Raw genomic sequence first — 23740 nt, forward strand, 5'->3', positions numbered from 1 at the left:
ATCAAGGGTTACTCCTGTGTTAATAAACGTTCATGTTTGTTTCATTATAAAGAAATCTCAAAAAACTAACTGTGTGGGATGGCTATCTCATCAACCGTAGATTTTAATAGGAAGCATATTTTTTTAGGAATATACAATCAGACTCTTTGAAGAAAGCTTTGAAAGAGTTTTTTTGTCTTTCTTAATTATATGAAGTTGCTACTCGTTTCTAATCGACAGGTCTTTTAGTCAGTAGAAAGAAAAAGAGTGACAATGATTATTTTATTTGTAGTTTTTTTGAAAAAAAGACGATAAAAATCAGCTGGTTCTTACTATATCCTTAATAGCAGAGGATCAAAGTTCTTTTAAGGAGTGAATCAAAATGCTGCAAACCAGAATAAATTTCAGTGGACAAAAGAATGCTACCATGTTGACTGTGCGCTTTTTCAGCAACAAGACGAACACGATTTTAGAGAGAAATTTAATTGTGGATCAAGAAGATGATCGGCAATCGGTTCTTGACTACTTAGCAGAATCACTAGGGGAAATCAACATCTTGCAATACTCTTCGAAAAACGTTTTGTGTATCGCTGAACGTTCAAGGCTAGAAAAAGCAGGAGGCACGCATCGATTGGAACATTTTTGGGGAGATGTCATCAGTTATATCGTTGAGTGCGTGGATAAATCGGGTATTCATTATGATTTGCATGTCATTGGCAATGTTGATTCGGATGATGAAGAAATTATGCGGTCAATTAATGAGATGAGTGATGAATTGTCGATCATCAACATTTATGAATACAAAGATTGCTGGCTAAAAAGAGAAGATATTTTATTACAATCTCTTTGAAATGAACTTGATTCCTCAAAGAAGTTTGTCCAGCTAGAAAATGATTTTACTCTCCAAGTCACTTACCAATCAATGAAAGAATACGAATTTTTTTCTAAGTCTATGGAAACAGCTAATTCACAGGATCTTTTTAATGGTTTCCAACACTTTTTTGTTACAAAAGGTAAGAATCGTTTTACAAGTTTTTCTCACCCGTTCTGTTTTAAAGAAGCGGGGATTTTTCTGAAGTTTTTATTAAAATTGTCCGTTTAATGAAAAAAGAGGCTCAAATTTAAGTTTATTTTACTATAATTGGAAACTAGGATACTTTTTAAATAAGGCGGGTAAAAAATTTTGGAGTATATAGAAAAGTTGTATAGGTTTTATTTAACCAAAAAACAAGTAGATAAATTAACTATTATTAGAAATATCATTTTGGAGAAGCAGCTGTCTCTTGATAAAATATGTGAAACGATAAACAAATCTTTGTATCAGGTGAAAATATTGATCAATGAAATCGCCGAAGATATGAGAGAGTTTACGACCTTTGACGAGTCTATTTTTTTGTTGAAAAAGAGAACCGTTTATTTGTCACGAGAATTAAACGAAGAACAAAGCCTGCATATTTTTGTGAATCTAAAGAAGAAGTATTTCTTAGAATCTCCTTATTATCGTCTATTATCCTATTTGTTAAGAAAAAGAAAGACCCGTATGGTGGACATCTCAGAAGAATTGATTTTTAGTATTTCTTATTGTTATAAATTGATCAGCTATCTGAAAAAAATGCTGGTTATCCAAAATGTCCCGATTACTATCAATAACAATACAGATTCCATTGATCTAACAGGGGCAGAGCCTTGTGTGCGGATGTACCACTATTTAGTTGAGATCATGGCTTGTAATGTTTACATCAATCAGCGCACCCGTGCAAGCGTTGAATTAGCTGCGAAAGAATATGAGCCGTTGAAAACTACAAAAGTGAAGCACGACATTATGTTTTCAATCATTGAAAATGCGGTGTTGAGGGGCTATATCGTCAATGAATTAGACGAAGCTTCCATCGCTATTTATGAGCAAATCAAGCAACTCAATGGGGAAAAACAAGTGATCAAGCTGCTGCCGATCAGAAGTCAGCAAGATATCGAGAAAGAACAGATTTTTTATCACTTCTGGGTTTTTCTCTTCATACCTGAAACGATCTCGGATCAAGAGAAACTTCTTTTGGGGAAACAGCTGCGAAACCTCTCGGGGAATCCATTGGTCGAATTTTCTGCCGATGTTGTGGCTGTCTTGTCGCAAAAGTATGATCTTTCCAAAGCGATCGAAGCGTTTCTTACCTATGAATTAGTGATGAATACATGGGGCTGTCTTCATCTCTTTTTGGATAGTTTTGTGTCTACTGAAGATTTGTCCTCTACGAACGAACGCATATTAGAGGTGGAGGAGCTGATTGCGACCGTCTTGCAGCGCCATTCGTTTGTAATAGAAAAAGAAGCCCTTTTCTTAAGGAAAATCGCTCAGATTACAGCATCTTATTTACCTATCCAAAAAGAGGAACCGATTCGCATTGGTATTTCTCTTTTGAACCACCCTGAATATATTCCGGTCATTAAGAACAAACTATTAAAAATTTACAATGAAAATGTGATTCACTTTAGTTCGAACTTAGGAGACTCAGACATACTGGTTTCTGATGGCGTGCTGATCCATAATGAGTCACAGAAATTTACATTTTTTGGCAATGTTCATAGTACCAAGGATTGGCACAATCTACATGTGATGATCCAGTCGATGATTTCTAATAAATATACTTGAAAAAGAGAGCGTAACGCTCTCTTTTTTTTGCTTGACTATCAGGTAGCGTTGGTCGAAGTACTAGGCGAAAGAAGGAGGAGAGAAGACAAAAAAAGATATCTATAAAAGAGGGCTGCGACAGTCACCTTTTATAGATATTTTTTAAACACGTGATTAGGCAAAGCTAACGTGAGGAAGACAACGTTTTTTTGATGGAGATTTCTACCACTTCGGGCATTTGGATCACAGAGATCGTAGCAGGATCATAGGAGCCATCAGGTAATTTTTTCAAGAAGTAATTTTTGATTTCTTCTACTTCCGTCGGGCGAATATTCCGTTTTTTATTGATCAGCAAAATTTCATTGTGGTTCGGCGCTGAGGTAAAGATCACGGTCGTGTCTCCGGCAGTGTAAACCTTTACAAGTTCTGCGTCGGTATTTTCAAGTTGATTCAATACTAGTCGAGAATGGCTGTTTGTAACGTTGATTAATTTCACCAGACTCACCTCACATTCTATGTATTTATTAATAACATTATAGGTCGTTTTTTTTCAAAAGAAAAGCCAGACAACTCGGAATTACCCAATTTTTTGGCAAAACATGGTTGTCTGGCAAAACGAACAGTTTGGTCACCGTTTTGACACGTTATTGCTCATCTGTTTCCGATGGTTTTTCCTCTTCAGCGGAAGATGTTTCTTCAGGAAGTGCAGAGGATTCAGCTGAAGTTACAACGATTTTATCGGAATCCTCCAATTGTGCTTTTAATTGACGAACTTGAGGATGCTCAAGATAATATTCAGCAATCCCGTCTTCGATTTGATCTTGGATGGTCCTGCGCAATGGGCGAGCACCCATCGTTGCACTGTAACCTAGATCGACCAGTTTTTCTTGCACGTCTTGTGGAACATCGATATGCAATTTTTGATGACTAAGTGTTTGATTAACATCATGCAGCATAAGGGACACGATCGATAACAAGTTTTCCTTGCTTAGTGCCTTGAATTCGATGATCCCGTCAAAGCGATTGAGAAATTCTGGCGTAAAGTAATTGTTCAATTGATTTAACACGGAACGAGTGATGCCTTCACGCGCTGCGCCAAAGCCGACGTTGGCTTCAACTTTGCCAGTTCCAGCATTACTTGTCATGATGATCAGGGTATCTTTAAAGCTGACTGTACGTCCTTGGGCATCCGTCAAACGACCATCATCGAGAATTTGCAAGAACATATGCAATACATCAGGATGGGCTTTTTCCACTTCGTCTAATAAAATTAGGCTATATGGATTCCGACGAACTTTTTCCGTCAATTGACCCGCTTCTTCATAGCCAACGTAACCAGGAGGAGAGCCAATCAGTTTGGATACACTGTGTTTTTCCATGTATTCTGACATATCGAAACGAATCATCGATTCTTCAGAACCAAACATCTCATAGGCTAATTGTTTTGCTAATTCGGTTTTCCCGACACCGGTTGGCCCGACGAATAGGAAGGAGCCGATCGGACGATTTTGTTTGCCTAAACCGACCCGATTTCTGCGGATCGCTTTGGCTACTTTATCGATCGCTTCATCTTGTCCGATAACTTTAGCTTTCAAGTCATCCGCAAGATTTTTCAATTGCGTTTGTTCTTTTTCTTTCAATTCACCAACTGGAATATTTGTCCGTTCTTCAACGATTTGTTCCATGTCTTTTTCGGTAATGACTGGCGTTTCTTCTTCGCTGATTTGGCGTTCCTTCATTTTTTGCAATTTATTGATTTGATCGCGATAGTAAGCAGCTTTTTCGAAATCTTCTTCTCGAGAGGCAGCTTGTTTTTGCTCTTCCGCTTCTTGTAATTTCTTTTCGATCGTTTTTGGATCAACGATTTGGATCGTTAAGTTTTTCTTAGAACCTGTTTCATCTAGTAGATCGATTGCTTTATCAGGCAAGAATCGGTCTTGGATGTATCGGTTAGAAAGGGTAGCGGCAGCTGCGATCGCTTCATCAGTATATTTCACATGATGATAATCTTCATAACGTGGTTGCAAACCTTTTAAGATACGGATCGTTTCTTCCACAGAAGGTTCATCCACACGTACTGGTTGCAAACGGCGTTCTAAAGCAGCGTCTTTTTCGATGATGCGGTATTCATTTAACGTCGTTGCTCCGACCATTTGTAGTTCTCCACGAGCAAGAGCTGGTTTTAAGATGTTTCCAGCATCCATATTTCCGTCGCCAGCTGCACCAGCGCCAACGATTTCATGGACTTCATCAATAAACAAAATCACGTTTTCTGCTTGCTTGATTTCTTCAATCAATTTTTGGATGCGTTCTTCGAATTGGCCACGAATACCTGTGCCTTGAACAAGAGACGCAACGTCCAAACGAATGACTTCTTTATCCATTAGTTTTTGTGGTACATCACCATCAACGATTTTTTGGGCTAACCCTTCAACGACGGCAGTTTTCCCAACCCCAGGTTCACCAATAAGCACAGGGTTGTTTTTTGTTCGACGATTAAGGATCTCAATCACTCGTTTGATCTCTGAATCACGACCAACGACTGGATCGACTTCGCCATCACGAGCCATTTGGGTAATATTGATACCGTATTCTCCTAACAGACCTGCAGGTGCTTGGTTATTGCGTGGAGGCTGACCGCCAACAAAACCGTTACCGCCGGTTTGCGTCGGAGGGGTTTGTTCATAAGGGGTATTTCCTTGCTGCATCTGGCGAGACATTTGACGAAATAGATCATCAATATTGCCGAATCCAAAAGGATCTTGCGCCATTGCAGCTGCAGCATTCCCAGATTGAGCTTTTAATTTTTGGTAACAACTTTGACAATAATCGAGTTGTTTTCTTTGACCATTGACACTGGCATATAAATGAATAGACGCTTCATTTTTGCCGCAATTTTGACAAAGCATAGATTCACGACCTTTCATATTTGTTCCAACACCCTTATTTTACGGCGCTTTTTTACACTTGTAAAAGAAAAGGGGCTGTGTGCATAGAAACGGTCATCTTCAAGGTAATGTGTCATTGACCTTTACTGACCATAGTTCTATTATACTAACTTTTTGTCAGACTGCAAGAATTTTACTCGTAAAAATTTTTGCCGCTCTTTCATTAGCAGAAGCGTCTTTTAAATAAAAAATAATTCCATTATAATAGAAAGAAAGAGGTGAGAATTGACGATGGAGAACAGAGATTTTGCTTCAGAAATAACGCGTTTGCGCAATGGAGAGATCCAAGAATTGATTGTCCAACAGCCAGAATTCCTGGCGTTTAGAGATGTCTGGCTCCAGTTGGAAGATCGGTCTTCTTTTGTCGGAGAAGCGGGCTTAAATGGGAAGATCATCTACCGTTATGTGCAAGAAAATAAATAGGACATTTATTTCAATCGTTTATTTAAGAGAAAACGGTTGTCTATCGAGGAAAAAAATGGTAATCTTAACAGTTGAAAGGGCGATTTTTTTCGGGTGTCATTGCATGCATGGAAATTTTGCCTTCACACAAAAAAACGTATCATAAAGGAGATTGATCAATATGGAAAAGAAAGATTTTCACGTAGTTGCTGAGACAGGGATTCACGCACGTCCAGCTACATTATTGGTTCAAACAGCAAGCAAATTCAACTCTGATATCAACTTAGAGTACAAAGGTAAATCAGTAAACCTTAAATCAATCATGGGCGTAATGTCATTAGGTGTTGGCCAAGGTTCTGATGTAACTATCACTGCCGAAGGTGCTGACGAAGCAGATGCAATCGCTGCAATCGTAGAAACAATGAAAAAAGAAGGTTTGTCTGAATAATGGTTGAGATGCTAAAAGGAATTGCTGCTAGTGATGGTGTAGCCGTTGCGAAAGCCTACCTGTTAGTACAACCTGATTTATCTTTTTCAAAAGTATCAGTTGAAGATACTGCAGCAGAGGAAGCACGCTTAGATGATGCGTTAGCGAAGTCAACAGCGGAATTACAACAAATCCGTGACAAAGCAGCGCAAACTTTAGGTGAAGCAGAAGCACAAGTATTTGATGCTCATTTAATGGTTCTTTCAGATCCTGAGATGATTGGTCAAATCAAACAAAACGTGACAGATAACAAAGTCAATGCAGAAGCTGCGTTGAAAGAAGTTACTGACATGTATATTGGTATGTTTGAAGCAATGGATGACAATGCTTACATGCAAGAACGGGCAGCTGACATTAAAGATGTCGCAAAACGTATCTTGGCGCATTTGCTGAATGTGACTTTGCCTAATCCTTCAATGATCAACGAAGAAGTAGTCGTTGTTGCGCATGACTTGACACCAAGTGATACTGCACAATTAGACCGCAACTTTGTAAAAGCTTTTGTAACAGATATCGGTGGACGTACTTCTCATTCCGCTATCATGGCACGTTCTCTTGAAATCCCAGCAATCGTTGGAACAATGGAGATCACTGCAAAAGTGAAAGCGGGCGACATCTTAGCTGTTAACGGTATTATCGGTGACGTTATCGTCAACCCGACAGATGACCAAGCAGCTGAATTTGTTGAAGCTGGGAAAGCCTACGCAGAACAAAAAGCAGAATGGGAAAAATTGAAAGATGCTGAAACAGTTACCGCTGATGGTAAGCACTTTGAATTAGCTGCGAACATTGGAACGCCAAAAGATTTAGAAGGTGTCCACAACAATGGTGCAGAAGCAGTCGGTTTATACCGTACTGAATTCTTGTACATGGATTCTCCTGATTTCCCAACAGAAGAAGACCAATACAAAGCATACAAAGCAGTTTTAGAAGGAATGGCTGGCAAACCAGTGGTTGTCCGTACAATGGATATCGGTGGCGATAAAGAACTTCCTTACCTAAAATTGCCTCATGAAATGAATCCTTTCTTAGGCTATCGTGCATTGCGTATCAGCTTATCTGAACTTGGGGATGACATGTTCCGTACCCAACTTCGTGCGTTGTTACGTGCTTCTGCTCACGGCAACTTACGTATCATGTTCCCAATGGTGGCAACATTGAAAGAGTTCCGTACTGCGAAGAAAATGTATGAAGAAGAGCGTCAAAAATTGATTGACGAAGGCGTTGAGGTTTCTAACGAGATCCAAGTCGGAATCATGATCGAAATTCCAGCAGCTGCTGTTTTAGCAGACAAGTTTGCGAAGGAAGTTGACTTCTTTAGTATTGGTACCAATGACTTGATCCAATACACCATGGCTGCAGACCGCATGAACGAGCGCGTGTCTTACTTGTACCAACCATACAACCCATCAATTTTACGTTTGATCAAAAACGTGATCGATTCAGCGCATGCTGAAGGCAAGTGGGCTGGTATGTGTGGAGAAATGGCGGGCGATCAAACTGCTGTGCCGCTTCTTGTAGGTATGGGCTTAGATGAGTTCTCAATGAGTGCAACATCTGTTCTGAAAACACGTAGCTTAATGAAACGCTTGTCAACGACTGACATGCAAGAATTAGCAAAACGTGCTTTAGAAGATTGCGATACAATGGAAGAAGTTGTTGAGCTAATCGAACAGTATGTAAACTAATCATTTCTAGGCAACAAGCAATTTTGCTTGTTGCCTTTTTTTTTGTTATAAGAAGCCTTCTTGTTCGATTTGACTTGCAATAGCCTGCTCGTTTTTTCAGAAAACGAACAATTTTGTCATATCTTTGTATAAAGCTATGATTCCGTAAGTTTTTCACGTATCATGATTAAATGGGGAACAAAATCTAGGACCATGGTAGGAGTATGTCTCCGATTGCCTATGGTATACTAATATCAGATATAAGCATTTCCAAGGAGGAATCATCTTTGAAAGTACTTCTTTATTTTGAAGGAGAAAAATTATTAGCTAAATCAGGTATCGGTCGAGCGTTGGCCCATCAGCAACGAGCACTGACATCTGTCGGGATTCCTTTTACTCTTGATAAAAATGATGAGGACTATGATATCCTTCATATCAACACGTATGGGATCAATAGTATGCACATGGTCAACAAAGCCAAAAGACAAGGGAAAAAAGTGATTTACCATGCCCATTCTACAGAAGAGGATTTTCGGAATTCATTTATCGGCTCAAACCAGCTTTCGCCATTATATAAAAAATATTTGATCAATCTTTATTCTAGAGCCGATCAGTTGATCACACCGACTCCTTATTCGAAAGAACTTTTGGAAGGGTATGGTATCCAAGTACCGATCGAAGCGATCTCAAACGGCATCGATCTTGACAAATATCAGCCGGATCAAGAGAAAGAAAAAGCCTTTCGTGAGTATTTCAATCTCTTACAAGATCAAAAAGTCATTATATCCGTCGGTTTATTTTTTGAACGAAAAGGCATTCTTGATTTTGTAGAGATAGCTAGACAATTGCCTGAGTATACGTTTATCTGGTTTGGTCATACACCAATGATGACGATTCCTAAACAGATCCGCGACCTCGTCAATGAAGACCATCCAGAAAATGTGTTGTTTCCAGGTTATATCAAAGGGGATATCATCGAAGGTGCATATTCCGCTGCCGATTTATTCTTCTTTCCTTCTTATGAAGAAACAGAAGGGATCGTAGTCCTTGAGGCGTTAGCCAGCCGCCAAAATGTGCTCGTTCGGGATATTCCTGTTTATAAAGGGTGGCTAAGTAATGGGCACAATGCATACATGGAAAAAAACAATGAAGGATTTATTGAGAAAATCAAAGGAATCGTGGAGGGCACGTTGCCACCATTGAGTGAAGCGGGTTATGAAACAGCAAAGCAAAAGAGTATTGATGAAATTGGGTTTAAATTACAAGAGGTTTATACAAAAGTGATGAATACGGAATGAAGAAACTAATGTAAAGTTTGGAGGTACCGTTTTGAAAATCGGATTTTTTACTGACACCTACTTCCCCCAGGTAAGTGGTGTGGCGACATCGATCAAGACATTGAAAGAAGAGCTTGAGAAAAAAGGCCATAAAGTGTATATCTTTACAACGACTGATCCAAATGCTGATCTGGACGAAGAAGATATCATTCGCATGCCAAGTGTCCCGTTTGTGTCCTTCAAAGATCGGCGAATCGTGGTTCGCGGCATGTTGTATGCCTATTTGATCGCCAAAGAATTAGAATTGGAATTGATCCATACCCATACAGAGTTTGGTTCTGGGATGTTGGGGAAAATGGTGGGGCGTAAATTGCAGATTCCTGTGATCCATACCTACCATACAATGTATGAAGATTACTTGCACTACATCGCAAACGGAAAGGTCTTACGACCATCTCACGTGAAATATCTTTCACGGCTATTTGCCAACCACTCGACAGGTGTTGTTTGTCCAAGTGAACGGGTCATCGATACGCTGAGAGGGTATGGTGTGGTTTCACCAATGCGGATCATCCCCACAGGGATCGAAGTTGAGAAGTTTCGCCGACCGGATATTACAACTGACATGAAAAAAGAATTGCGGGAGAAATTGGGCATCACTGAGAATCAACCCATGCTGCTTTCCCTCAGTCGTATTTCTTATGAAAAGAATATCCAAGCAATCATCGACGGCATGCCAGAAATTTTAACGAAGATTCCTGATGCGCAATTAGTGATCGTTGGGAAAGGTCCGCATAAAGAAAAATTAGAAGAAAAAGTGGTGGATATGGCTCTATCTGACCATGTTCAATTTGTCGGTGAAGTGGCAAATGATAAAGTGGCGATCTATTACCATGCTGCCGATTACTTCGTCAGTGCCTCCACATCAGAAACACAAGGACTGACTTACACGGAAGCAATGGCTGCTGGAACACCGTTAGTCGTTGAAGGCAATGACTACTTAAACACCTTGATCGATGATCCGTCTTTAGGCGTCACCTATGAGAGTGATCGGGATTTCGCAAAAGCATTTATTGATTATTATGAACGAAAGATTCCTGCTGATCCCGAAGTTCTTGCTAGAAAAATGTACGAGATCTCGGCATTGCGCTTCGGTGAGTCGATGCTATCTTTCTACCATGACATGGTCGCTTATTATGAAACAGAACGCATCGAAAAAGAAACCGAGCAGACGCTAGAAAAATTCAAAGTAAAATTAAAGGCCTTTCGCCGAACGATCGATTAAACAGAAAATTTTCGCAAGTTCATGTTTTTAGCGTATACATGAATTCTATGTGATTTATAGCAAAAAACCTTTAATATCAACGTTTCTATAAAATCTGTTTTGTACAAATATAAAGAAAATATCAGTTTGGTTCTCAAAATGTTCTCACGCCTATTATAAAAACAAGACAAAGAGTATTATCATGATGATAGTACTCTTTGTCTTGTTCAGACAGCAAACAAAATTTTGTTAATATTTTAATAATATATAATAAAGAATATCGTTATTAATTATTTAGACATCTTATTAATTTTAGGATTACATAGTTTATTGACTAAATTTTTGCTATTATTAAATTATATATTTTGATATTTTTCTGAATTATTTATTAATTGTATAAATAACAGGTTTAATATTAATTAACTACTATAAATTTTTAAAGTCATATAAAAAATTTTAGAATTATTTTAAGGGAGGTCTATTTAATGAAGATGCAAGTGGAAAGCACTATTGAAATGGATGTCTACTTTGACATTGAAAGAATTTATTTTGAGCAAGAAGCTAATAAATTAATTAGTGAAAGAAATTTTTCGAATAAGAACTTGATTTATGTGATGCGTAAAAAATATGTTGATTATACTATTGAACAACTTAACCATCATCCTCTTAAAGATGATTAACTTGCTAACTGCTTTGTTGAATTCTATTCGTTGGTCGTTTCTGCCTGACTGTTTCTCTGAGAATATCTTACGACAATCTTGCAAAGCTTCTATCTGGACTTCTAGTCCTAAGTTTTGTTCTAGGGTTGAGGTCGAGCGTAACCGATTTTTACTACTTCCAGCTTTTCTAATTTAGCCATTTCCATATTTTTCCTTTGTCTTACCATATGTGAGACCTCCGTATTAGTTTTGCGTCACTTATATATAGTAAGACGATAAGAAGAAAAAATCTAAAAATGGTATACAAAGAAGCCTGTAAACTAGAAGGATACAAATTTATTGATGCTGTATTTTTTATTGTAACTCCCCTAAAATTATTCTAAATACTCCCTTAAAGGATGGATTTTATTAATAAAGCCCGCACACAACACAAAGTGATCATAATCGTAAATTTGTTTTATAAATAGATACTTTCATGATAAAATTAGACTATAAGTAAAGAGTGTTATCAAATTTGGAGGTAGCGATTATGAACGAGATAAAATGCCCACATTGCCACAAGGTTTTTACTGTTGATGAGTCTAGCTATGCTGATATTTTAAACCAAGTTCGCACTAAAGAATTTAATGAAGAAATTCATGAAAAACTAGAACAAATTAAGAACCAACATCAAAGCGACCTAGCGTTAGCGGAGGAAAAAGTTAAGAATTCTTTTGACAAACAACTTTCCTTAAAAGAGAAAGAACTGGGCGAACTTCAGGCTAAGCTTGATGCTGGTGAACAAGATAAGAAAATAGCTATTTCTTCCGTCGAGTCAGATATGAAAGAAAAACTTGCCAAACAAGAAAAGAAAATTACTGAACTTGAAACAAAAGCAAAGTCGATTGAAAAAGAAAAAGAATTTGAAGTCAAACAAGCGTTAGCCGATAAAGAAAAAGATCTACTTGAGCTTACCGCGAAAATGAATGCGCTTCAAATAGATAACAAATTAAAAATCACAGAATCTAATTCGGAAAAGGAAAAAGAAATTGCTGAGCTAAAATCAAAACTTCAACTTCAAGAAAAAGAAGCTGAGCTTGAGAAGAATTCTATTAAAGAGAAGTTCGATAGCGAGATCAAACAGAAAGAAGAAACAATTGCTTTTTATAAAGATTTTAAAGCTAAACAATCTACTAAAATGATCGGGGAAAGCCTCGAACAACATTGTGAGACTTCTTTCAATCAGCTCAGAATGACAGCCTTTCAAAATGCAGAATTTGGCAAGGATAATGATGCTAAAACTGGTAGCAAGGGTGACTACATTTATCGCGAATATGATGAAAATGACACAGAGATTATCTCTATAATGTTCGAAATGAAAAACGAAGGAGATGAAACAGCTACTAAAAAGAAAAACGAACACTTTTTCAAAGAATTAGATAAAGATAGGAACGAGAAAAAATGTGAATATGCTATTCTCGTTACTATGCTTGAGGCAGATAATGAACTTTACAACAATGGAATTGTAGATGTTTCTTATGCGTATGACAAAATGTATGTGATTCGCCCTCAATTCTTTATTCCAATTGTTACGCTTCTTAGAAATGCAGCACTTAACTCTCTTAAATATAAGCAAGAGGTCGCTTTGATGCGAGAGCAAAATATTGATATTACTAATTTTGAAGAAGATCTAAATATATTTAAAGAAGGTTTCGCTCGAAATTATGATTTAGCTAGTCGAAAGTTCAAAACTGCAATTGATGAGATTGATAAAACAATTACTCATCTACAAAAAACTAAAGATGCACTTCTCTCATCTGAAAATAATCTAAGACTAGCTAATAACAAAGCTGACGATTTAACGGTAAAGAAGCTAGTTAAAAATAATCCAACGATGAAAGAAAAGTTTGATAGTCTATAGAATGAGCAGGTGGAAAATAGTATGGTAAATAACACAGTTGATCAGCACAGAAATGCAAGTGCAAGCTGGAGTGGTTACATTCACCAAGGCAAAGTTGGTTTTTTGGTTTCGTTGAGAGAGCTAAAGAAACGTATACAAGAAAAGGCTTCGGATTATGAGAAATATCAAATTCGCTATGAAAATGCAGAAGATTTTGACATTGTAAATGATGACACAGTAATTTCAAGACACCAGGTAAAAGCATATAAAGATGGTGAGGAAAGAGAAAAATATTCCACCCTCTTCTATATACAAACTCGGAATATTGAAGATGGAAAGATTTTAAAAGAGGGTTTTCAGATTCATAAGTTTGATGAGGACGGAAAGATACTAGAAGTTGAAGTTAACGAAGATTCGCGTTATGTTCACACAATAACTGACGTGCCAGACTTCTACTTGTCCGAAGCTAGCTATTTAAAAAAATATAGTCGTAGAAGTAAATATACGAAAAATGAATCCAAGATCAAACTGTATCCATATTCAGAATTGCATAGTTTTTGCCCGCTATCAGTAAATAAGGATAACGATATGGTTAAAATGTACTGCATTAAGGAGATTGAAGAAATTCTGATCTTATTAGAAAATCCTTTGAAGGAAAATTCAGCACATGCTGAGCAAGTTTACTTTAAATATGTTGCATCTATTTTAGATAATAGCATAGGTACAGCACATACAATTTCAACTCATCCAACTATTACCTTTAAAGAAATTCTGAACTTATTATTAACAGATATTTCTGAGGACGATATTTACAAAGCAAAAAATAATTTTATTTACGCCTGGGATGAATACAAAAAAGATTTTGAAGAAACGCTGCCGGTTGAAACTATGCAACAGATGAATAGCATAGTAAAAAATCTGTTACAGAAAAGGAAGAAAAATTTCGAGGAGATAGTTCGTAAGCTTGCTCCACACGAAGAAATAGACAAACCAATATCTCATATCCTCGACGGAACGGTATCAAAAAACATTTTATTCTGTTTATTTGAAGAATTGAATGAGTTTGATTGTGGAACTATCACCTATCTTGACAAAGTCAAAGATTCATATCGCGTATCCTTGATAACTGCTCGCAATAAAAGAGCGAAAATCGCCAAAATAATTGAACATATTATTAATAATAAAGAGTTTTTAAATAAATCATTTGATAATAGATACTTAATTAATGAAAAAATATCCGGCATTTCATTAAACGATTCCGTAAATGACTCCCCAGAAGCTAATAGTCTTATAAATTATAAAGAAGAGTGGAATACTGGAATTGCTGATAATATTTTCAATATAGATATGGAATTTATCGACATCGAAACAGCTATAGATAATTTAAAGGAGAAATAGATAAATGAAAGACTACTTAGAGGCAATTATCAGGAATAACGAATTTTATCCTGTAAATGAAGAATCCAATATCTACACAAATCAATTAAAAGCAGAATACTTTATTGTCGAAAACTATTCAAAAGAGGACTTTTTGAATTTTTTTGAATCAGATACTACAGAGACGATTATCGAAGAATTCACTAACTCACAACAATCACCCGAATTCGAAAACTTGAAAAAAAATACCTCACTGTTTCTCTTAGTCAAAGTAGAAGATTTAAAGGAAGCTTATGAAAAACTAAAAAGTCATCTTATACTAATTGAGGAAGATGCTTACTATTTCAGAAAATTTGTTATCTTGTATACGGAAAATGCTTTATTTGGATTGCAGAAAAACATCGATTTAAGCCAACTATATGATTTGTTGGAAGAGAAAATTTTGGATTTCGAAGATAATATGTTCTTCGATGAAAGTTATTTCTTAGCTATGGAGATAGCAATCAAATTGCCTTTTTTTAAAATAAAAGACACAAAAGAAGAGTATAAAACTATCGAAGAAGAGTTCAAGGATGATAATGATAGTATAGATAATCAACTACTGGGCATTTTTGAGAAGCAACAGAATTATATATCTTTGCTGTCTGATATAGAAGAAGGTAAAAAGTTAGCGAGTGAGTTAGCTGATATTTTTGATAAGGAGTTGGAAAATTGAAAATAAAAAAAATATCTATAAGTAATTTCAAAAACATCAAGAATGAGATCATAGTTGACTTCGAAAAAGAAGTGTCTTTATTAGTAGGTCCAAATGGCTTTGGAAAAACAACTATTTTCGACGCTATAGAGTTGGCTCTAACAGGTACGATTTATAGAATTGCAAATTCTAGAATTACAGATGGTCGAAGTACGTTTAATAAGGCTTATTTTCAGAATAATACCAATAAGGATGTAATAATAAAACTGCTGATATGTAATCAGAAAGGAGAACAACTTACGATTGTACGGTGGTATAAGAACAATCTGTCAGGAAGGGACAGAAAAATGAGTCCAGCAAATTCTTTAGATCAATTTCAGTTATTAGTTGGTGATGAATCTAATTTTGCTAGTTCTTCCGCTCTGTCTGACATGAAAATCTCCAAACAAGAAATGATTGACGATTTCATTGGTTTTCGTAGTAATAGCTATAAGATTCAGGAAATATACAATTTATTCAACTATATTCAGCAAGAAGACACAGATTATTATTTAAGAAGAAGTGAAAATTCTAGGAAAACCACGTTGAATTTCTTATTGCAGATTCAAGACTATCAAAATAAGAAATTAAAAATAGGGTCTATAGAAAGTGACTTCAACCGAATAGAGCAGACTTTAACTGATCAAGAGAAAATTTTCAGACAGAACCATATTCTAGACACCGTTAACTTTGAAAAGTTACCTTTTATGTCAAAAAGAGAACATAAATTAAATCACGAGGAGATTGAGTTTGACCAAAACTTATCAGAGGATAGTTTACAGAAATATATGAATGAGCTCGATAGACTTATTGATTTTAGAGAAAAGTTTTCCCCAGATGAATATTTCAAAAAGCAGCAAAAGAATAAATTCGCAAAGGAAATCCTGAATAATGAAGAATTACAAAATTATATCATTTTTAGGGGATTAGTCAAAAATGATCAGACTATCAAACTAATTGTTAATAATCACAATTTATTAAATGACAGTAATAATTATAGTAGCTATTTACTAGAAAATTTTATAGATAAAATTGACTTTTTAGAAAAACAAATTGCTACTAAAGATAATCTTAATCAATTTAAGCGTTATATTAATTCTGAGATAGATGAAATAAGTATAGATAATCTGTCTGTTATGTTCGAAAAAGAAGACTCATTCAAAATTATAAGAGAGATATTTACGCTCTTCAAGTTAAACTTGGAAAGCTTTTTAGAAAAAAATAAAGAATTACTTGATATCAAAAACGATTATTCAGAAGTAAATGCTTTACGAAATAAATTAAAAGAATACTCTTTGCCAAAAAATAAAGAGGATAGCCAATGCGTACTTTGTGGCTATGATTGGAAGAGCAAAAGCCTTCTGCAAGAACAATATAATATCGTTGATCGAATTCTTGATAAAAACATGACCACTATACAAAAAGATGTTTCCGACCTCAGACTAAAAATAGATGGGAATATAAAAGAATTACGAGAAGGATTATCCAAGATTGAAGAAAAACTAATTATAGTAAGTCCTAGTTTTATTAATGAAATAAAAATGATTAAAGTCAGTGATAAAATAAGCAGTTTCAAGAAGGTGGTAACTTCAAATACTGATATCAAGCCATTTGAGTTTAAAGCTCTCGATCTTCAGACATACATCCAAGTTAAAGAAAAGATGGAAAATATTTTGAGTGAACAGCTCCTTGTCTCAAATGAAATTTATGATCTTTTCAGTTTCTCTGGTAAAAATAAAGAGTATTTCGATGCAGTATTAGTAGAATATCCCTCTATTGGAAATGATTTATTAATGAGTCATGAAATAACTAATAAAATGTTGCCACTATCTTTGAATGCCTTCAACTCAAAAAAAGAAAAGATAAAGAGTGAATTGGACGATATTTTCGTGAATATAAATTACGATTTTTTAAAAAGTAATGACCCAAGCAATATTTTTGATGATTATTTCGATAAGCAAAAAGAGGCGTTTATCTTATGTTCAGAGGAAAAAATGATTACCAAGAAAAAATATATTCAATTTAAATTTGAAGAGAAACGATCAATTAAGTTGGAAGAAATCAAAAGTAGATTATCAATTGTAAAAAGAACCCATTACTACTTAAAAGAAAGATCTATAAAGCTTGATGAGAACATAAAAGAGTATCAACAGCGAATGATTGATATTCTAAAGCTTCCTTTTTTCTTATATACGGCAAAGATACTACAAAATTATCAGCAAGGAATGGGTGTGCTTTTAACAACACATGATAGAAATGCTAATATTCGTTTCCTCACTAATAGTTATAGTGAACAAGATGCCATGTATCAATTGAGTTCAGGGCAAGTTGCCGTCATATCATTTGCTTTCACTTTATCATTGAATAAAACATTCAAAATTTCAGAGGGGTTGAAGATATTAGCCATAGATGATCCAATTCAGGATATGGATGCTATGAACGTACACGCACTGATTGATTTGCTAAGGCATTCCCTTCCAGATTATCAGATTATAATGTCAACGCATAGCGATGCTAATGCAATGTTTATTAAATATAAATTTGATTTAATGAGTAATGAAAAAGAAGAGAAGGTTAATTTAGTTAATGCAAAAACACTTTTTTTGGAGAAGTTAGTGTAAAGTGAAGAAAAAATTATTGAAGCAGAAGAAAATAAGAAAAGTAGCTAACGAGTTGTTGGCTACTTTGGGTTATAGGCTATTTTCGGACTGCTTAGTGACTGGTCAGCTTTATAAAGTGTCTTTTTTTAGCTCAATATTTTTGTTACGCACAAGCTTTTTATAATAACAAATTTGATATTATTTCACTTGTGGTTGTAATTAATTATGCTGTACGGATGTATAAAAAGTTAGTAAAAATTTGATATAAAAAGAGAACATAATTTCAATTCTTATGTTCTCTTTGCATTTTAAGTTTTTCTTTTGCAAAAAAATAAACTTCTTTTTTTTGTGAATCGTCTAATTGATCGTATATTGATGAAATAGAATCTTGCCTCTCGGATTTTAAACCTAGCAGATAATCAGAAGATACATTAAATAATTTAGCTAAGAGTTTTATGTCTTTTCCTTTCGGGAAATTATCGTCACTTTCCCATTTATATATGAATTCTATGTGATTTATAGCAAAAAACCTTTAATATCAAAGTTTCTATAAAATCTGTTTTGTACAAATATAAAGAAAATATCAGTTTGGTTCTCAAAATGTTCTCACACCTATATAAAAACAAAACAAAGAGTATTATCAGAAATGATAGTACTCTTTGTTTTGTTTTTATCAATCCAAGTAAAATCTTTGAAGAATAGCTATACTGTGAAACATATTAAATATGATATAATTAATTAGAATAAAAATGTGGATGTGGTTTATAAATGATAAGTTATAATTTCAAAAAATTAACACCTGAAAAAAATATAGAAAATCTAACTACTTATCAAGAAGCTATTGATTACGCTCTAGATGATGAAGAAGTGAGAAATATAGCTATAACTGGTATATATGGCTCTGGAAAGAGTAGTATCATTGAAACTTATAAAAATAAAACGAAAAAGAATCGAAAGTTTATTCATATTTCATTGGCACATTTTCAACAAATTGGGAATGATAAACCACCAAAGAATTTGTCAAAAAATAAAGTTTTGGAAGGTAAAATATTAAATCAATTACTCCATCAAATTAATTCATCGGATATACCGCAAACTATTTTTAAAGTAAAAAATACTATTAGTAGGAAAAAAATTTTTATTTGGAGCCTTATTTTTTCTCTAATCTCACTATCAATTTTCTATTTAATTGCATTTGAATCGTGGGAAAAATTTGTTTTAGGGCTAGATAATACATCAGATCACTTAAAAGCAGCTTTAAATTTATCTATAGCTGCATATTCAAGAATTTTTGTATTTGGAATGGTGTTCATTTTTTTTATTTGGATAACTTACACACTTTTATATACACAAATTTCTAGAAAAATCTTAAAGACTATATCAATCAAGTCAAAAAACATTGAAAGTAATATTGAAGTGTTTAGTGAATCTAAAGATTCGTATTTTGATAAATATTTAGATGATGTGATTTACTTGTTTGACCGTTCAAAGGCAGATGTAATTGTGTTTGAGGATATTGATAGATTTGATAGTAATGAAATTTTTTCTAAACTAAAGGAAATAAATTCATTAGTAAACAATAGGAAAAAATCTAGACAAAATATTATCGCTCGAAAAGTTTTTGACTTTCTTAGAGAAGTTAAGTATATAAATTCATTATCTTTTATTAAAGATTCATTCTCGAATGAAAAATTAAGTTTTATTTATCTATTAAAAGACGATATGTTCGTTTCTAAGGACAGAACAAAATTTTTTGATTTTATTATACCCGTAATTCCGGTTATAAATTCTTCGAATTCTTATGAAAAATTAAAAGAAATTTTAGATAAGGATAAAATATTCGATAAATTTGATAAGGGTTTTTTACAAAGTTTATCATTATATATTGATGATATGAGATTGCTAAAAAATATCTGTAATGAATTTATTATTTATAAAGGTCGATTGAAAGATTCTGATTTTCTTAAGTACAATAATCTTTTTGCTATGATCGTATATAAGAATATATTTCCTAATGATTTTGCTGAATTACAATTAAATAAAGGCTTAGTTTATGAGGTCTTTAATGAAAAAAAAGAATATATTAATAAGGAAAAAAAGAAGATAGATAATAAGATTGAGGATATTAGAATTCGTATAGAGAAAGCAAATAATGAAAAAATCAAATCTGAAACAGAATTATATACTCTTTTTTATAAAATTCCTGAAAAATATTTTAGCGTTAGTGTCGATGGAAAGAATTTAAGTGATTTCAACAGCAGAGTTGAATATGTTGCTGCTTTAAGAAATGGACAAATAAAAGCAGCTGTGAATAATGGTTATAGTAAAACTTGGATTGATGTTTCTTCTGATCAAATCTTTTCCGAAGTTGAAAAAAACTCGGAATTTATTGAGCGAAAAAATGTTCTGTATGATAAAGAAAATTTGAGAGATTTAGCAGCAGATATTAAATTGTTAGAAGAAAATAAGATACTTTTGTCTAGTAAAAAGTTAGCACATTTTATTAAAAGAAATGATATTGAAGGAATTGAAAAAAAGCATTTTATTAAAGATAAAGATTCATTTGATGAGATAAAATCAAGTGATTATTTCGATCTTTTAGTTTTTATTTTGGTAAATGGATATATAGATGAAGGTTACGAAGATTATTTAACATATTTTTATCCAAATAGTTTGAAAATAAATGACAAAAAATATTTAAGAAGTATTACTGATGAAAGAAAATTAGAATGGGATTTCAACTTAACTAATAAATCTGAGGTTTATGACAGAATGAGTTTAGAAATGTTTTCAAAGATTGAAGTACTAAACTATAGTTTAATAAAGTATATTCTAAGCGACGATACGTTAATGGATAGATCTGATAGGTTAAGTAGACTACTTTTGATGATTCAACGTGAAAACAAATTAGGATTTTTAATGAAATTTTTTGATGATGATGAAATTCTAATAAGTGCTTTAATAATAGAATGTAATACCTACTTTCCAGATTTCTTTTTGAGTATGTTAAAAGATAAAAGTTTTACTGAGATTGAAAAAAGTAGAGTGTTAATTCATTTTATTAATGTTCTTAATGTAGATGATCTGATAAAGATAGACTCTCCTAAAAAAGAAATAATTATATTTATTGTAAGTCAATCTGAGTTTTTAAAAGAAATTAAATATACTTCAAATGATTTTCTTAATAAATTTAAAATATCAAACATTAAGTTCGAAAATGTTGAATTCTCTAAAGTAAATAAAATTGTTTCAAGATTTATATATGATCATGATCTTTATATTATTAATTTGGATAATATTTGCGAAGCTTTGAATTTGTTTTATGACGAGGAGGTCTCAAAGGATAATCTAAATAGTTTATATACAATTATTAGAAAACATGACAACGAACCTATTGTAAAATATGTAGAAACAAATATCGAAAGTTTCCTTAAAGAATACCTGTATGTTTATAATGGTGAAACCAAAGATGATTTAGATTATATTTATGAAATTTTAAATAACAATAAGTTGACATTAGATACCCGCAAGCTATATATTGATACTATTTCTAGAAAAGATTTAAATTTGTCCTATATTCAAGAAAAGCAAATATGGGATCATGTTGTGCGTTCTAGTATACTTTATCCGAATGCTTCTAATGTTATTGATTACTTTAGTTTCAATGAATCTTCTTGGAATACTAGTCTTGTTGATTTTGTTAATCATAATAAGTCTGTATTAAAATTCGTTCGTCCTAAAAATGAGGACATCTACAATGATAATTTAATGAGTAACTTTTTCAATTCAACAATAGAACAATCTTCTTTAGAAAATGATGTCTATAAAGAAATACTACGTGGAGTTAATCGATATTTTAAAAAGGGTTTCACAATTCAAGGAATAAGTAAGGATAAAATTAATATTTTAATTGATTTAAGGGTTATTAGATTTACTAAAGAAAGTTTAATTAACATAAGAGAGCTATACTCTGATAATCTAATATATTTCATCTCGAACAATATTGATCGTTATTTAGAAATCATTGACAATGAAGAAATATATAATGTAGATGAATTAAATGATGTTTTAGATAGTAATTTAGATAAATCTTTTTCAATTCAAAAGAAACTTGTCAACGTAATTAAAGAACCAATCCAAATTTCTGGTAGAGATTTTAAAACCAATTTAGTTAATTATATTTTGAAAAATAAATTTAGAATGGATGATTTAAACACACTCTGTATAAGATACTCAACTTATTCATCAAGCACCAGAGATATTGTTTACGATATTGTAATACAATATATTGATTTTATTATTACGAATAAAGTGAGATTTAATAAAGATCTATTAAATATAGTGCTCAATAACAAAGATATACTATTAATTAAGCGACAGCTTTTGTTCAGTAGATCCATTAATTTATTTTCAAATAGTGAGTTGAGAGAAAAGTTTATTTTACTTAAAATTTCAAATTATATAGATTTGATTAATGGAGGTGGTAGATCATCTTTTTCAATAAATGAAACAAATGGTAATATTCTAAGCTATCTAAAAAGAAGTTATCTGATTAGTAGTTTTAATGAAGTTGATAATATTTATAAAGCATATGCTAACAAAAAGAAAAATCAAATATAATTTTAAATACTAAGAAACCTATTTTTAAAGATAAAATCAAAAAAGCATGTATTCATTAAAGTTTTCATGCTTTTTTGTTTTTGTATATTGGTAATTATTTAGGCGTTAATTCTGTAACATCTGTTATTAGAATCTTTAAAAATAATAATTACAGACTGAATTAATGTAATTCAAATTAATAATATACGTTTTATGAAAAGAAGTCTTCGATTTTGACATTATAATAATCAGCAAGAATTCTAGCAGATGATAATTTTGGTTCTTCCTTGTTATTCTCCCACTTAGATAGTTTTCCTTTACTGAATTTAGCTGTATCTGGATACTTTTCATTGAGCTGCTTTGCTAAATCTTCTAAGGTTAAATGTCGTTCTATTCTTAGTTGTTTTAATTTGTCCCCAATCAATTTGAATCCTCCTTTTTTGTTCTCTATGATATTATATCTTTCCTGTTGCGAAAACGCAACAAACATATTTTTTACGCTTTTCGTATTGACAGTGTAAATAGCTATGATAATATAGAATTATAAAGTTTCGAAAACGAAACAAGCGAGGGGGTTGAGGTATGGTCACAGCACAACAATTCAAAAGTCCGTATAATAATTTGAAAATAATAATTGAGAAGCAGGAACAGACTCAAAAAGATGTTGCGGATAAAATGGACATGAATCGCTCAACATTCAATCTTAAGATTAATCGAACAAATGGGCGAGATTTTTCACTGGAAGAAGCAAAAAGACTATCGGAGATATTAAAGATAAGCATTGATAATTTTTTTTGAACTTCTAGTTGCGAAAACGAAACAAAGAGGTGTGGAATTACTATATCTAACAAAGGGGTTTTAGCGAAGCAACTTAAAAGAGATGGCAGAATTAGGTTGTTTCACTAAGGCGTTAGCCTTTAATGTCCATTGAAAAGTAAATAGGAACCAACAATACTGCAAGCGGACTTACTCAAAAGAGGTTAGAAGCTGTAAGTATCGTTGATTCCCTACAAAGAGTTTCCCCTTTGCAAATCGTGGTTGATTTCATTATAAGGGAAAAATACTTTGGTTGGTAGTGGAAACCATTTATAAAATCCATAAGTCGCTCGCTTGACTCGGTCATTGGGGGTGCTGATCGCACTAGATGGAACGCTTAGACTCGGTAACGAGATGAGTGTGTGCGTGACTGACAAAGAAGCCTAGCTGGCATGTCTGTATTTCCGTTTTGAGCGTGTTGATGCGACGA

General features: G+C 33.4%; 17 protein-coding genes. 14 read left to right on the forward strand and 3 right to left on the reverse strand.

The annotated features are described in order from the left end of the window. Positions 1 to 361 precede the first annotated feature (361 nt). Together ACI3E5_RS04345 and ACI3E5_RS04350 are read left to right on the forward strand one after the other, a co-directional pair. On the forward strand, positions 362 to 829 hold the full coding sequence (locus ACI3E5_RS04345; RefSeq protein WP_194185293.1) for a hypothetical protein: 468 nt from the start codon (positions 362 to 364) through the stop codon (positions 827 to 829). A 474-nt stretch (positions 830 to 1303) separates the two neighbouring features. Beyond that, positions 1304 to 2623 (forward strand): helix-turn-helix domain-containing protein, encoded by a 1320-nt coding sequence (locus tag ACI3E5_RS04350; RefSeq protein ID WP_270288188.1) that lies wholly within the window; start codon positions 1304 to 1306, stop codon positions 2621 to 2623. Between the two features lie 163 nt (positions 2624 to 2786). Here ACI3E5_RS04350 and ACI3E5_RS04355 read toward each other — a convergent pair whose 3' ends face one another. Both ACI3E5_RS04355 and ACI3E5_RS04360 read right to left on the reverse strand, forming a co-directional pair. Continuing rightward, positions 2787 to 3098, reverse strand: coding sequence for a DUF1827 family protein (locus ACI3E5_RS04355; protein ID WP_005225878.1), 312 nt, complete (start codon positions 3096 to 3098; stop codon positions 2787 to 2789). A 148-nt stretch (positions 3099 to 3246) separates the two neighbouring features. Next, a complete protein-coding gene (locus ACI3E5_RS04360; RefSeq protein WP_194185295.1) occupies positions 3247 to 5511 on the reverse strand; it encodes an ATP-dependent Clp protease ATP-binding subunit in 2265 nt (754 codons plus the stop codon). Positions 5512 to 5781: 270 nt separating this feature from the next. Here ACI3E5_RS04360 and ykzS point away from each other — a divergent pair, with 270 nt between their 5' ends. From ykzS to ACI3E5_RS04415, 11 genes are all read left to right on the forward strand, one after another. Next, positions 5782 to 5973: a protein YkzS gene (gene ykzS / locus ACI3E5_RS04365; RefSeq protein WP_005225880.1), complete on the forward strand. Its 192-nt coding sequence runs from the start codon at positions 5782 to 5784 to the stop codon at positions 5971 to 5973. Between the two features lie 160 nt (positions 5974 to 6133). Continuing rightward, the gene (locus ACI3E5_RS04370) at positions 6134 to 6400 is read left to right on the forward strand and encodes a phosphocarrier protein HPr (RefSeq protein WP_003126335.1); all 267 of its coding nucleotides are present in this window, start codon (positions 6134 to 6136) and stop codon (positions 6398 to 6400) included. Beyond that, a complete protein-coding gene (gene ptsP, locus ACI3E5_RS04375; RefSeq protein WP_005225882.1) occupies positions 6400 to 8127 on the forward strand; it encodes a phosphoenolpyruvate--protein phosphotransferase in 1728 nt (575 codons plus the stop codon). The genes ACI3E5_RS04370 and ptsP overlap by 1 nt, the downstream gene beginning before the upstream one ends. 266 nt (positions 8128 to 8393) lie before the next feature. Next, positions 8394 to 9404, forward strand: coding sequence for an LTA glycolipid anchor biosynthesis glycosyltransferase, IagA/BgsA family (locus tag ACI3E5_RS04380; RefSeq protein ID WP_194185296.1), 1011 nt, complete (start codon positions 8394 to 8396; stop codon positions 9402 to 9404). Positions 9405 to 9435: 31 nt separating this feature from the next. Continuing rightward, a complete protein-coding gene (locus ACI3E5_RS04385) occupies positions 9436 to 10668 on the forward strand; it encodes a glycosyltransferase family 4 protein (protein WP_005225884.1) in 1233 nt (410 codons plus the stop codon). A gap of 464 nt (positions 10669 to 11132) precedes the next feature. Beyond that, positions 11133 to 11327 (forward strand): hypothetical protein, encoded by a 195-nt coding sequence (locus ACI3E5_RS04390; RefSeq protein WP_498820882.1) that lies wholly within the window; start codon positions 11133 to 11135, stop codon positions 11325 to 11327. A gap of 508 nt (positions 11328 to 11835) precedes the next feature. Next, positions 11836 to 13206 carry a DUF2130 domain-containing protein gene (locus ACI3E5_RS04395; protein ID WP_498820884.1) on the forward strand — a complete coding sequence of 457 codons (1371 nt, stop codon included), beginning with the start codon at positions 11836 to 11838 and terminating at the stop codon, positions 13204 to 13206. A gap of 21 nt (positions 13207 to 13227) precedes the next feature. Next, on the forward strand, positions 13228 to 14583 hold the full coding sequence (locus ACI3E5_RS04400; RefSeq protein WP_498820886.1) for an ABC-three component system protein: 1356 nt from the start codon (positions 13228 to 13230) through the stop codon (positions 14581 to 14583). Between the two features lie 4 nt (positions 14584 to 14587). After that, positions 14588 to 15277, forward strand: coding sequence for an ABC-three component system middle component 1 (locus tag ACI3E5_RS04405; protein ID WP_498820887.1), 690 nt, complete (start codon positions 14588 to 14590; stop codon positions 15275 to 15277). Continuing rightward, the gene (locus ACI3E5_RS04410; protein ID WP_498820889.1) at positions 15274 to 17916 is read left to right on the forward strand and encodes an AAA family ATPase; all 2643 of its coding nucleotides are present in this window, start codon (positions 15274 to 15276) and stop codon (positions 17914 to 17916) included. Before ACI3E5_RS04405 ends, ACI3E5_RS04410 begins: the two co-directional genes overlap by 4 nt. A gap of 747 nt (positions 17917 to 18663) precedes the next feature. Next, the gene (locus tag ACI3E5_RS04415) at positions 18664 to 22515 is read left to right on the forward strand and encodes a coiled-coil domain-containing protein (RefSeq protein ID WP_498820891.1); all 3852 of its coding nucleotides are present in this window, start codon (positions 18664 to 18666) and stop codon (positions 22513 to 22515) included. A 190-nt stretch (positions 22516 to 22705) separates the two neighbouring features. Here the strand turns inward: ACI3E5_RS04415 and ACI3E5_RS04420 are convergent, their stop codons facing one another. Beyond that, positions 22706 to 22918 (reverse strand): helix-turn-helix domain-containing protein, encoded by a 213-nt coding sequence (locus tag ACI3E5_RS04420; protein ID WP_498820893.1) that lies wholly within the window; start codon positions 22916 to 22918, stop codon positions 22706 to 22708. 158 nt (positions 22919 to 23076) lie between these two features. Between ACI3E5_RS04420 and ACI3E5_RS04425 the strand changes: the two genes are divergently transcribed. Then, complete coding sequence (locus ACI3E5_RS04425; RefSeq protein ID WP_375814934.1) at positions 23077 to 23292, forward strand: helix-turn-helix transcriptional regulator; 216 nt, start codon at positions 23077 to 23079, stop codon at positions 23290 to 23292. Positions 23293 to 23740: the final 448 nt, after the last annotated feature.

Source organism: Candidatus Enterococcus avicola, from assembly GCF_047470845.1.
In the GTDB taxonomy this organism is placed as follows: Bacteria; Bacillota; Bacilli; order Lactobacillales; family Enterococcaceae; genus Enterococcus_D; species Enterococcus_D casseliflavus.